The sequence below is a fragment of the Microvirga tunisiensis genome, assembly GCF_009296175.1.
GTDB classification, from domain to species: Bacteria; Pseudomonadota; Alphaproteobacteria; order Rhizobiales; family Beijerinckiaceae; genus Microvirga; species Microvirga tunisiensis.
Window position 1 is genome coordinate 16,970 of sequence record NZ_VOSK01000001.1, and the last position, 12,952, is coordinate 29,921.

10 protein-coding genes are annotated in these 12,952 nt (G+C 56.3%); 3 read left to right on the plus strand and 7 right to left on the minus strand.

Translation table 11 applies throughout. The features are described 5' to 3' along the window. Window positions 1-66 precede the first annotated feature (66 nt). The 3 genes from FS320_RS00070 to FS320_RS00080 all read right to left on the minus strand — a co-directional run bounded on the left by FS320_RS00070 (window position 67) and on the right by FS320_RS00080 (window position 4,108). Entirely contained in the window at window positions 67-1,221 is a 1,155-nt protein-coding gene (locus FS320_RS00070) for an MFS transporter (protein ID WP_152708575.1), read from the minus strand. 481 nt (window positions 1,222-1,702) lie between these two features. Beyond that, window positions 1,703-2,626, minus strand: a complete 924-nt coding sequence (locus FS320_RS00075) for a beta-keto acid cleavage family enzyme (protein ID WP_152708576.1) — start codon at window positions 2,624-2,626, stop codon at window positions 1,703-1,705. Between the two features lie 24 nt (window positions 2,627-2,650). After that, window positions 2,651-4,108, minus strand: a complete 1,458-nt coding sequence (locus FS320_RS00080; protein ID WP_152708577.1) for an MmgE/PrpD family protein — start codon at window positions 4,106-4,108, stop codon at window positions 2,651-2,653. Window positions 4,109-4,503: 395 nt separating this feature from the next. On the opposite strand from FS320_RS00080, the gene FS320_RS00085 reads away from it, so the two are divergent. Next, on the plus strand, window positions 4,504-5,616 hold the full coding sequence (locus FS320_RS00085; RefSeq protein WP_152708578.1) for an ABC transporter substrate-binding protein: 1,113 nt from the start codon (window positions 4,504-4,506) through the stop codon (window positions 5,614-5,616). 55 nt (window positions 5,617-5,671) lie between these two features. Here the strand turns inward: FS320_RS00085 and FS320_RS00090 are convergent, their stop codons facing one another. Genes FS320_RS00090 through FS320_RS00105 form a run of 4 tightly spaced genes read right to left on the minus strand, consistent with a single transcriptional unit; the run spans window position 5,672 to window position 9,084 of the window. Next, window positions 5,672-6,376 carry an ABC transporter ATP-binding protein gene (locus tag FS320_RS00090; protein WP_162002717.1) on the minus strand — a complete coding sequence of 235 codons (705 nt, stop codon included), beginning with the start codon at window positions 6,374-6,376 and terminating at the stop codon, window positions 5,672-5,674. Beyond that, window positions 6,369-7,205: an ABC transporter ATP-binding protein gene (locus FS320_RS00095; RefSeq protein WP_152708580.1), complete on the minus strand. Its 837-nt coding sequence runs from the start codon at window positions 7,203-7,205 to the stop codon at window positions 6,369-6,371. Before FS320_RS00095 ends, FS320_RS00090 begins: the two co-directional genes overlap by 8 nt. Then, a complete protein-coding gene (locus FS320_RS00100) occupies window positions 7,202-8,158 on the minus strand; it encodes a branched-chain amino acid ABC transporter permease (RefSeq protein WP_152708581.1) in 957 nt (318 codons plus the stop codon). The genes FS320_RS00095 and FS320_RS00100 overlap by 4 nt, the downstream gene beginning before the upstream one ends. Before the next feature lie 2 nt (window positions 8,159-8,160). Then, window positions 8,161-9,084, minus strand: coding sequence for a branched-chain amino acid ABC transporter permease (locus FS320_RS00105; protein WP_152708582.1), 924 nt, complete (start codon window positions 9,082-9,084; stop codon window positions 8,161-8,163). A 363-nt stretch (window positions 9,085-9,447) separates the two neighbouring features. On the opposite strand from FS320_RS00105, the gene FS320_RS00110 reads away from it, so the two are divergent. Next, window positions 9,448-10,287 (plus strand): SDR family NAD(P)-dependent oxidoreductase, encoded by an 840-nt coding sequence (locus FS320_RS00110; protein WP_152708583.1) that lies wholly within the window; start codon window positions 9,448-9,450, stop codon window positions 10,285-10,287. Between the two features lie 6 nt (window positions 10,288-10,293). Continuing rightward, entirely contained in the window at window positions 10,294-12,039 is a 1,746-nt protein-coding gene (locus FS320_RS00115; RefSeq protein ID WP_152708584.1) for a GMC family oxidoreductase N-terminal domain-containing protein, read from the plus strand. The last annotated feature ends 913 nt before the right edge of the window (window positions 12,040-12,952 follow it).

Genomic DNA, 12,952 nt, shown 5'->3' on the forward strand with positions numbered 1-12,952 from the left:
TAAACTGCGCGCAGGTATGAGAGGTCGGTCAAACGTGAGGTTGGTTCAGGCCATTGTATCCAAGTCTCACGTGGGAAGAGTTTGTCTGTCGCTCAGTCGAAGCGATAGCAGAACTAGGACCGCCGAACCGAGCATCGCTGCGCTGGCCCCGGCCAGAGTTAAGAGCGATCCCCCAATTTCAAACAAGCCTCCGCCAACGCCCGCGCCGACGGTGATGGCAAGCTGGATCGACGAGATTTGCATGCCGCCTGCAACTTCAATTTCGTCTGGGATCGCTCGAGTCAGCCAGGTGGCCCAAGCGACCGGCATCACACCGAATGCAAAGCCCCAGAGAATAAAGAGGACGATGCACACGACCGTCGACCCAGCAAATGCAATCATTCCGCAACTGCTCATTGCAAGTAGCAGTGGGACGAAGGCTAGCGTCTGCCATAGGCCGCGACGCGTGAGGAAGTTGGCTGTCAATGTGCCCAGTATAGTTGCGAGGCCAAAGCAAAGGAGACTGGCCGAGACACCCTGAATTTCATATCTAGCGATCTGCTCCAGAAAGGGGCGTGAATAAGTATAGAATGTCCAGTGACCGCCAAAGTATAATATCGTCGCGAGCATCGCGAAGGCAACATTGCGTCTTCCTAATAGCCTGAAAATCGTGCTGATCGTAATATTCCTGCCGGTGTCCATCGACGGCATGACTGCGAATTGCCACGCAAACGAAGCCACTGATAACAGCAAGGCCAGGAGAAACACGCCTCTCCATCCGACTAGACTGCCGAAAAAACTTCCGAAGGGCGCAGCGACGACCATCGCGATCGAGATTCCACTCAATATGATTGCTAAAGCGCGCGGCACGTCGACTGGCTCGACCAGTCGGGTTGCAGATGCTGGAACCAAGGAGCAGAAGCCGCCCAGGCTGATGCCCAAGAGTGCGCGACTGACCAGAAGCATGATATAGTTTGTGGCGAAAGCGGCTAGTGCGTTCGAGCAGATTAAAAGCGCCGCGAAGCCCAGAAACACCGGTCGGCGATCAAACCGCTTCGTCGCTGGGGCGGCGAAGAGGCTTGAGATCATCGCCGACACCGCTGTGACGGATACAGCCTGCCCCGCCACTCCCTCACTAACGCCAAGATCTGACGCCATCGGCGTCAACAGGCTGGTCGGCAGCATTTCGGCAATAATAATGCCCATCTGGGTCACCGAGAGGGCATAGACAACGTTCCACATGCGCTTGCCCTCGAATGATTCACGGTTCCCTAAACCATCTTTCAGTAAGAGGTCTTCACCAGATTGTTCGGTTCGTCAGTGGCACCGATCCCACCCCGGAGCGACAGTGTCGAACAGCCAACCGACAATCCGTCTCAAGTCCAGGGTCGCTCGATGTTTCATACCGCGTGCTAGCTAACTCCACGTGGCTCAACCAATTCGGAGGACAATGGAAGCGCGCAACGCGGGGACTACAGTTATGTTCCGCGTTGTCTAGAGACTTTCGAGGGCAAGCGGCTGCAAGTACCAGTATGGAGGCGGGAAAGGCACATACCAGCGCGAGTACACTAAAAGGCGCCAGCAGTGCCCAGTAAACCTATCGATAACCAGCGCCATCTCAGGATCCCGCAGGTGGATCTTCGCTCTTGAATGGGTCCTTCAATGCAGGTCAGACGAAGCCGTCGATCAACGAGTAGACTTCCGTCACCGGACCAGTCGATAGTTAATTTCGCTCCGGCTCACTCAGCGAGGAACGTGCAACGTTATTTGCCTTCTCGGGCAGCGCGAGCAAGCTGCGCGCTTCTAGCGGTGTTGCGGGCTCGGCACCGAGGATCGCCATCAGATCAACTGCACGTTCGACCAGCGCCGCGTTGCTCGGCGCGAGCGTTCCTTCCGAAATCCATGGCGTGTCCTCGAGACCAACGCGAACATTGCCACCGAGCATGATTGACATTGCGGCGACGGGAAATGCCGTGACACCACGGCCGAAAGCGAGCCAGATCGCGTCCATCGGTAGTAGGCTCTTCATATAGCAAACCGTTTCAGGTGTTGCTGGGGCGGAGGCTGGCCAGCCAAGGCAAAACTGAATGACCGGCTTCGGGCCAACGAGTCCCCTTTCAATCAATTCGCGCGTGGCCACCAGATGGCCTGGATCGCTGACATCGAGCTCCGGCTTCACGCCAGCCGCTTGGAAGCGCTTGAGACTATCAAGAATGAAGCGGTCCGAGTTGAGGTAGATGCCGCCAGCCTTATTACATGAGCCCATAGGAAGGCTGCCCATGTCTGGAACTAGCTCCTCGATATGTCCGATCCGCTCGTAGGTTGTTGCTAACGACGAGGCACCTGTGGGAACGCGTGGATCGTCATCACTCGGGTAGAACATCGCACCCGCGCCCCCGGTGAGATTGATGATCACATCGCTACCTCTGTCGCGGATGCGCTGTACAGTTTCGCGGTAAAGCGCGAAATCCATGCAGCCCATGCCGGTGTTCACATCGCGTACATGAAGGTGCACCATCGCAGCGCCGGCTCGTGCCGCGTCGAGTGCGGATCGCGCGATCTGCGCCGGTGTGATCGGGATGGCAGGGTTCGCTTTCGGATCAGCGCCACCATTCACGGCACAGGAAATGACGAGCTTACGACCCATAATGTCCTCCCGGCTGCTGCGTTGTCAAACTCGTGACCTTCCCGTGTTGCGACTACTTTCGTCGTGCATGTCGCCCTGCCACAAGATGGCCAGCTTTGCCACGTCACCGATCGTTTCGAGATCCATGATTGCTGTGATCACCTGATCGGAGCGTTCCGGCGAGAGCACACGCGAGGCACAATGACGGAATTTGTCGGCGAGATCATTATCAGACATTCTTGTCTCAGGAGTTGCCGGCGAGCCCTTGCGGTACTTGCGCTCCTCGACGAACGTTACGCCGCGTGCGAAAATTTCTACCTTGCCGATGCGGCTCTGTGGCTCCTTGGTGAGCAGTTGTTCGAAGTCAGGATGCGGCTCAATCTGCACCTTCTCCATGAACGCGAGGTACTTTTTACTGCGGAGACTTTCATCGTCGTGCCATTCGGGGCCCGGCCTGAGGCCATGGATCGCCATCGATACTGCGTAGGCTGTGTTCATTTGCGCGTCGCTGGGCGTTTGGATTGTCTTAGCCGAGTAGAGCGGCAGTTTCGCAGTATGAGAGTCACTGTAGGTGACAATTCTATCGATTTCCTCAGGCGTGATCTCGTGTACTTCGATCAGATTAAAGATGCAGTCGAGAATGGTGTGCGTGTTGCGGCAATGCGGATATGGCTTGTAGATCGTAACCGCAGGGAACTTCCATTCATCGTAAAGCCGGTCCATCAACGCATCAGGATTCCACTTTGTTGAGCCCATGAAACGCCAGAAACCATGTTCGCCTTCAAGTATTTCAGTGTCGCCCGAATAGCCGGCCTCTGCGAGCTGTACTGCCGTCAACTCTGCTTGGGCCATCCATCCCGACATCAGATACTTATTGTCAGGCCCGGGGACGGTGCGCCCCCATTTGGACATGCTCTGCGCAGGCGCCATATGCCCAGCGAGTCCCATAGCATAGCCGGTCTGTCGCGCGTCGAGGCCGCGCAGCAGGGACGATGCCAGGGTGCCTCCGAAAATGGTACTGCTGAAACCGCTGATAGATGGCAACGTAAGCTTCTGCCCCGGCGTAACGTCGCGGTAGTATCCCATGGCAAGGCCGAAGCGAGTCGACACTTCGTGCGAAATCGCGATCGCGGCAATCAGGTCCTTGCCGGAGCGATGCTGACCTTCCGCCATCGCGAGACTGGCAGGCAGAACATAGGGCGTCACGTGACCCGGGGGGATCGTGAGCAAATCAAAGTCAATGGCATTGATCAGTTCCCCGTTAGCGAACGCTGCCGCGCCCATCGACAGCTTGTCCCCACTGCCAATCACCATAGATTCCGAGGCACCGGACATAGCCCGTGCGGCCTTGAGCGCCTTGTGACCTTTATCCACGGTGAGACCGGCCAGTGCGCAACCAATCGAGTCCAAAAGGATACGTTTCGATTCGACGATGACTTCGGTCGGCAGGTTTTCGAACCGCGACCGCTCACCAAATTCAACCAGCTTCGGGATAAGGGCCATAAATCACTTCTCCGCAAGGGCGCCCCCGTCGTCCTCGGAGGAGCGCTGATGTGCGTTTGGTTGGAAGCTCGCGGGAACCTGACAGCCGAGAGCTCGCCACGCTCGGTAACTTCATAATGCCCGTGCCGTGCATGTCAATAGTAACTCCTGCAAAACGGGACTATGTCATAGACGTACCTCGGCTGAACTATTACGAAATCCTCCAATACAGGATTAAACGTGACATCACAGAGCGCTCATGCTACCTTTAGGATGCGACGGTGTTTAGAGCAGTGTCCGTACCTGACGCGGCTAATCGTACGCGCTTGAATGTTCCGGCGTTCGGCGGCTTCGCATAAGTCGGTTCGTGCGACGGATCAACCAATTAGCAAAGGTTTCTAAAAGGGAGGTAGTCTATGGTGTTAGAAGTGTCACGGCGTTCGGCCATCCTATCAATGGCTGTGTTGGGGGCTCTGGCGCTGCCAGGCGCAAGTTTCGCTCAAAGTGGGACAAAGTCCGGCAAAATCGGCGTCATTGTACAATTGAGTGGGATCGGAGCGAGCTACGGGGTTGGCGTGCAGCATGCAATTGAAATCGCCAAACAGGAGCTGAAGCAAAAAGGTGTTATCGATCTCGAGGTTTTCTACGAAGATCATCAGCAGCAGCCGCAGCTTGCGGTCACTGCATTTCAGAAGCTGATCGACGCCCGTAGCGTCGTGGCTGTGCTGGCTAATTCGAGCCCAGTCAATCAGGCAATGAATCCAATCGCCAAAAGCCGTGGCGTTCAGGTCTACAACTTCAACGCGGTTTCACCAGCGTTGCGTAAGCTTGGCCCGTGGCTCATCAACGGAAGTCCCTTGGCCGATGATGATGGCGCCGTCCTAGCCAAACATATGATAGGCCTCGGATTCAAGTCAGCCGCGGTTCTCAGCGAGAACGATGAATTCGGCGTGTCGGTGTCCGACGCATTCATATCAGCGTACAAGGCAGCGGGCGGGAACATTGTTGCTCATGAGGTCAACAATGTCGGCAACATCGACATGCGGACGCAACTCTACAAGATCAAGAGCGCCCGTCCAGACTCGCTCGTCGTTTTCTGCAATATTCCGGAAAATGGCTACGCATTCGTACAGGCGCAGGAAATCGGCCTTGAAGCCGCCTACTTCGCAAACCAGTTCATCATCAATCCAGAAAACTTCAAGGTGGGCGGCGCGGCGCTGAACGGCGTTCGCGGGGTTGCTCCCAAGTTCGACCCCAACGCACCGAACGCACAGGAGTTTTCCGCCAAGTTTACCAAGGCAGCCGGGCGGCCTCCGGCTGCCTCGGACGCGCTTGCCTATGATGGAGCTCGGCTCGTTGGAGAAGCGATCGCAGCGGTCGGCAACGACTCGAAAGCGGTGGGCCAGTACGTTGTTAAGGTAAAAGACTGGCCGGGCGCCGTTGGCAATTACAACTTCGACAGCGATGGCGTTGCCAAACTTCCGTTCTCGTTCTTCACCCTTAAGGACGGTAAGGCAATCTACGAGTAATTGGCCGAGGGATGGGCGTCGGGGTCACCGGCGCCCATCGTATCTTCTTCGGTACTCAACCGACATAGGCCTGTTCGAGGCGTTCGTCATTGAGCAGCGAGCGCGGATTGTCCTCTGAGATCGCAAACTCTCCGAGCTTCATCACATACGCCTTAGACGAGATATTCAGAATACAAACATTGTGTTCGACAACTAAAAACGCTGTCTGATAGCGCTTGTTCAGTAACTCGATGGCATCCATCACGATCTGCATCACTTGCGGTGCCAATCCGAGAAACGGCTCTTCGAGAAGTACGAGCTTTGGGCGCAACATCATAGCGCGCGCGATTGCTACCATCTGGCGTTCGCCGCCACTGAGTGTTCCGGCAAGTTGCTTCATTCTTTCACCAACTCGGGGAAAGACCTGGACCGCTTCGTCGATACGCCTCCGCAACTCGGCCGGATTTTTAACGGTGTAACCGCCGAGCAGCAGGTTTCGCTCGACGGTGAAGTTGCGAAACAGCCGTCCTTTTTCCGGAACGAGCACGATACCTCGTCGCACAGCGTCGGCGATGGAAGTGCTCGTGATGTCCTCTCCATCGAATGTCACAGATCCGCTCATGACATTCACTTTACCGATGAGAGCCCCTAGCAACGTCGACTTACCCGCTCCATTGTGGCCGAGCAAAGTCGCGATGCCGTTCGTCGGCACCGTCATACTCACGCCGTGAACAATTTCTCGCTTGCCGTACCCGGCGCGAAGATCTCTGACTTCAAGCATGAATTGCTCCTTCGGCAGTGGTTGCGGGCGGCGGCAATATGTTATGGTCATCGTCCGGCCGCGAGAGATAGACCCTGAGCACGTCTGGGTGGCGGCGAACATACTCGGGCGCACCCTGTGCCAGCACCGTACCGTGGTGCATGACAATCACGTGCTCGGCATACTCGAGAACGAGCTCCATATTATGATCGACAAGAACAATCCCTTTGCCGTGCTCGGTGGCGATTCGACGTAGCAGAGCACCCATGTGAGCGACTATCGGGCGCGGCAATCCTGAACCGGGTTCATCCAACATGAAGAAGTCGGCGTCGGTCGGTAACATTCGTGCTAGTGCAAGGAGTTTCTGCTGCCCATAGGACAGGTTCCCAGCGAGTTCATCCGGGCGTTGATCAATGATTCCAATGGTCTTCAGAATTTCGAGCGCCTGAGCGATGAACTGCTGCCGCTGCCGGCGGACTTCGCCTGGCGTCAGGATGAGACGCCAAAGCTTTTCGCCGAGTTGATCTTGGAAGCCGAGCAGTACATTCTCTAAGACGGTCAGTGTCGGAAAGATTTCGACGTCTTGGAACGTACGGGTAATCCCGATCTCAACGCGGCGGTACCCAGGATGACGGGTGATATCTTCACCGTCATAGATGACTTGTCCGCTCGAGGGACGCTCGAAGCCCGATAGAATGCTCAGCAACGTGCTTTTGCCTGCTCCATTGGGGCCGATCAGGCCAGTGACCTTGCCAGTGGGAATATCGACGCTGACGTCGTCCAACGCGACGAGGTCGCCGAAAGTGCGCGTGATATTGCGCGCTTGCAGAAACAGCGGACTGCGGGTCATACGCGCCCTCCTCGGGCTTTGGGTTCAGTCAGGAATGTAAATCCGGGCTTAGCTTCAAGCGACGAACGGTGCTTGCCGCGGCGGAAAATCGGGCCTTCCGGCAACAGACCCGAAGGTCTCACGATGACCACGGTGATCAGCACCAGGCCGTAGAAAATCTGCTGCAGCGGTCCAATCCATGTGGTAGGGAGCCCCGGAATCAGCTTGATCGATTCTTGGATCACAGTCAGGAGCACGACGGCAACGATCGTGCCCCGTAGGTTCCCACGCCCGCCTGCGATCACAAAGATGATGAAAATCACAGATACATAGACGTAGAAGCTCTGCGGACTGACACTCTGCAGAAGTCCCGCCAACAGTCCTCCAGCGAAACCCACGGCGGCGCCGCTGAGTGCAAACACCTTCAGTTTCAAGGCAAACGGATTCTTACCCAGGGTTTCCAGCGCATCTTCGCCGTCACGAAGGCCACGGAGCGCAAGAGCGAATTGGGACCGTTCGAAGTAAAGAAGGTAGCCGATAACGAGAAGTGATAGGGCTGTAGTCAAGCAGAAGTAGGCAACGATATTGTCGAAAGATATACCAAACAGGTTCGGACGATCGATGCCATAGATTCCGTTGGCACCTCCTGTGAGGTTCCGCCACGTCATAAACGTTTGCCACAGCGCCATTTGCATGGCGAACGACGTAATTTTGAATGTGAAGAAGTCCATATAGCGGGTCATGATTTGGAATATGATGCCCATCAGCGCGCAGAAGACTGCGCCGACGATGCAACCCCACAGCAAATCAAGACCAAGAGTCTGCCCAAGCAATGCCGCAGTATAGGCGCCGATGCCCATAATAGCCGCTTCGTATGCCGAGAAACGGCCCGCCACGCCGAGTAACAGATTCAGTGACAATGCAACAATTGCATAGATTTCCATCAGCATGATGGTCGTCATCAAGAAATACATCGTCAGCCTCCCTGCTTGGCCGGAGCAACACTCGAACTTAGTTTCGATCGTGCCGGCTTCACACTGATTTTCTGATAGCGAGCCGAGTAGTCTCGTACCATGAGGTAGGTCACCATGATCGCAAAGACGGCGAGGTCGGTGTAATCGGTCGCGAATTGCCAAGACCAAAGGCTCCGGGCAACACCGAACAGAACGCTCCAAGCCGCCACCGCACGAAGATTGCCACGGCTGACAATGGTGACGATCAGCGCATAGAGCAGGATAATGAAGCCGTTGGCTGGCTTCACACCGGTATCGAACAGCATAATGACGCCCGAAGCTGCACCAAGACATGCGCCGGCAGCGTATGCACCGACCCGCATCAAGGATGTACGGATGCCCACGAGTTCTGCCATCTCGGGATCTTCGATCGTTGCACTAAGGCCCTGACCCACCCGTGTGCGGTTCAAGAACAGATCCAGCGCGACCGCGATGACAGCAAACAGGACCAGGACGCCGAGATCGAGCGCCCGGATGCGCAGACCGCCGATAGAAATGATCTGCGTTATCGAAGGAAAGCGAACGATGCTAACGTCTGGCGTCGCTATAATTTGGAGCACATTCTCGAGAACGATACCTGTCCCCAATGATGCCATCAGCACCGGCATCACCGACCTGAGCTTTAAATAAAGAAACCTATGCAGCGCGACGCTTACAGCGGCAGTTGCTGTCAGCGCTGCGACAATGCCGAGGAATACGCCAAAAGTGCTCTCGGCAAAGGCGGTTACCACCCAAAAACACACATATGCCCCGAAAACACACAGAGCGCCAAAAGCAAAGTGCATTTCGCGTGTAGTGAAGAAGATAAGGGCAAAGCCAAGTGCAGCAATGCCGACCTTTACGCCGGCCACCGTGCCGACCATTAACAACTCAGCCAATAATTGCATGATCTCGCGTCTCCTCCGGACTTCGATCAATTGTCTTCTTCGCAACTGCCCACGCCGCGCGGCCTGTCCGTCACCGGAATTTTTCCGGGACACACCTTCTTTGGGTTTCGGAACCGTGACAGGCTGTCAAATAGCTATACGCGCTCGTTCGATGTCAGTCAAGAAAATCCCGCAGTGCGCGACTATTTACAAAAGCGGCGAGATGTTGTTTGGTTTTAGAGGCCGCAGTGCGATAAGGTAAGAGGTTCCTGCGGACCCGCCTTATTAGCTCGCGCGGCGAGAAGCACTGCTGCGTAAACGTGGCTCCTCGCCTGCGGCTGCACGGTGAACGTGGAAAATTGGAAAGGTTTATGGAGGAACCGAATGCTGAACTATGGGCTTTCTGGCCGCGTCGTTGTTGTTAGCGGCGCCACATCGGGCATCGGCCTCTCGACCGCGGTTGCGTTGGCGCGCGATGGAGCACACGTGGCAGTTCTCGGCACGAACGAGGAACGGATGTCAGCAGCAATGGCGCAGGTGAGAGAGGCAGCTGGCGGTAGGGCGAAGTCGATCGGCATTATCGCCGACGTGCGCCAACCAGCGATGCTGGTAGACGCGGCGGCTACTGTGGCCAAGGAACTCGGGGACGTCTGGGGAGTCATCGCCGCCGCCGGCATCGCCAGCGCGGTAAAGCCTGAAGATTTGTCGCTCGAAGAGCTTAACAACGTCTTAGCTATCAACGTGGGCGGTGTTTTATCGACCTGCCAAGCGTTCGTTCGTGGTATGATAGAGCGTCGCAGCGGCAGCATCGTCTTAATTGGATCCATCAATTCGTTTGGAGGTCAACCTGGGCGAATGCATTACACGGCCAGCAAACACGCAGTGGTTGGAATGGTGAAAAACCTTGCAATCGACTGGGGTCGGCATGGCGTGCGCGTGAACGGTATAGCGCCAGGCCCGGTGGAAACCCCCTTGATCCGCCGCAACATACCGCCGTCATTCATGGCGAATGTCTTCGAAGATCGTATTCCGCTTGGCCGTCTGGCTCGGTCAGAGGAGATTGCGAGTGCGTCGCTCATGCTTCTGTCTGATGCGTCAAGCTTCGTTAACGGCGCGATGCTGGTGGTCGACGGCGGAATGACTGCTGGTCCTTTCACACGGCGGCAAGGTGCAGACATGGGATCTCGACGGCTGCTGGAGGCTGGTGCTTACAGCGAAGAATAAAGCATCGTGGCAGCGCGCGAGCTCGCCGTGAAAAGGAAGCTCGCTACCGCTCTCTCGAATTCTCGTCGCGTGAGTCAGAATATATCCACTCTCTCGGTCACCACGTTAGCGAACATAGGCCAAGGTAGTTTTTCGATGCAAGCTCAAGATTCCGAAACGCAGACTGTTGATTATTGTATCGTGGGGGCTGGATCGGCGGGCTGTGTGCTTGCAAGCAGACTTTCCGAACACGATCGTTACAGCGTTATGTTGCTCGAAGCGGGCCGGAGTGACTCGCATCCCTTTATTCATATTCCGGCCGCCTTCATCTTCATCTACAACAATAAGCGCTACAACTGGCGATACGCAGCCGAGCCGGATCCAAATCTTTACGACCGGAGCTTGGTGATTACACAAGGCAAGGTTCTGGGCGGGTCGAGTTCCATCAACGGCATGCTTCATGTGCGGGGCCAAAGAGAGGAGTTCGACCAGTGGGCGCAGTCAGGTTGCCGCGGCTGGAGCTATGACGAACTGCTACCCTATTACCGCAAGGCTGAGAGGTACCGGGGCAGCTCTAGATCCGCCCTCGCGGAGCGCGGGGTTGAAGGTCCGCACGTTGTGTCTGACGCTGCGGACGTCCACACTCTGACGCGAGCATTTGTTGATGGCGCGCAGGAAATTGGCATGCCGTTCAACCCGGATATGAATGGTGACAGCCGTGAGGGCGTCGCCTATTTCCAACACAATCGGAACGGCCGCTTTCGCAGTCAGCCAGCGCAGACTTATCTCAGGACCGCTCGTCGACGGTCGAATTTGCAGATTAAGACTGAGGCGGTCGCAACAAGGATACTCTTCGAAGGCACGCGGGCGATCGGCGTCAGGTACGTACAAAACGGGCAATCCAAGACCGTAATGGCGCGAAAAGAGGTGATCCTCGCCGCAGGCGTATTCAAGTCGCCGCAGCTGCTGCAGTTATCCGGTGTAGGTGATCCGGATGTACTGCGTGACATTGGCATCACCCCAGTTGTGGCAAATCGCTCTGTCGGCCGCAACTTGCGTGACCATTTTTTGATGACAGTTGTACAACGCGTACAGGGAATCGCCACGCTGAATGAACGATCACGCGGGCTCACCCTGGTAAAGGAGGTGCTCAAGTATGCCTTCCTCGGAGAGGGTATGTTGACGCTCGGCACAGGTTCCGCTGGCAGCTTTTTCCGCAGCCGTCCAGGTTTGGCGGCGCCGGATGCACAACTTATGTTCATCCCCGGAAGCTACGGATCGGTTCCCGGGATCCTCGAAAAGGAACCGGGGATGTCGATCGGATTCTGGCCATCACATCCTCAGAGCCATGGCACAGTGTCCGCGCGCAGCCCCAATCCGCTCGATCAACCCTCAATCCACCTGAACTTCCTCTCCGCAGAGGATGACCAGCGGGTCGTGGTCGAATGCGTGAGAAAGAGTCGCGCCATCTTCGCAAGTCGGGCGATGGCCCGATGGAGCGTTAAGGAAGTGAGGCCGGGTAAGGATGTCCACACCGATGACGAAGTGATCGACTATGCTCGACAAAACGGACGATCCGGCATGCACCTGGTAGGAACTTGCCGAATGGGTTCCGATGAAGGAGCGGTGGTCGACCCACAATTGCGGGTCAAAGGTGTAACAGGCTTGAGAGTTGTCGATGCTTCAGTCATGCCGAACTGTACAGTAGGCAATATTAACGCCACAGTCGTGGTCATTGCGGAGAAGGCCGCCGATCTCATTATGTCGGTGTGAAAGTCCCTGGCGCGGAACAGATACGATTTCCGACGCCATCGGCTCAGCTTCTCCGATCGTCAGGTCGGCCTTTGAGATTGATGCTGACCCCTGTTGCCGATGTGGAACTGTAGGCAGCGCGAGAACGCTCGGTGTCAAATCAATAGGCGAAGGGCTAGCAAGGCCATGGATCGGACGAAGGCACGTCTCGCGTGGGTCGAGCTTTACGCTAAGTCCATGGATGCCGGACTGGGTTACCCCCGCCCTGACTTTTCTCGCCGCTCTGTGCAAGGAAGCTCGCCCTTTCAGCGGATCCCGATCGGGGGGTCAGCCGGACGCGTCCAAGTTTAGGTCGAGTATCTATCGGTGAGCATTATTCGATGATCCCAGCTGCCACACGAGCTCGGGCTCTAAAGCCGCGCCATGGGCGGTAACGCGCTCGCGATTTGGGAGCAACTCATCGAGGAGATGCTGATTCCGAGCAAGCTCATCGGCACCAATCATGGGTGCGGGTTCTCTGATGAGTCTGTCCTGCAGCACCTGATGAAGGCCCTGTCAATCTAATTGAAAAGAGGCCGCCCGCTGGTATTTTAAACTATTCACCAGCGGGCCGTTGTTATTGAGAATGCATCGCCCGTTCCGGGGCTAACCAGTCGTCCGTGAAGAATTCCCTAGGGGCTGCCTGAAGCCTGAGATGGCAGATTAACGGAGGGGCAGAGGTCACCAACTCTCCTATTTCCGCTGAGATCAGGAGAGGCTAAAGGCTTGCCCTTCAACCGCAATCAGCCCTTCTCGCATCGGAGGCCGCCACGCCTCTTTGCGGATCTTCGAAGTCATGCCCCGGCCGCCATGGCCAATCGCAATCACTGGCGCGATCCCCAAAACGCAGGGAAACTGCGCATAGGGGCGTATTTCTTGCGAAATCGGCCTCACT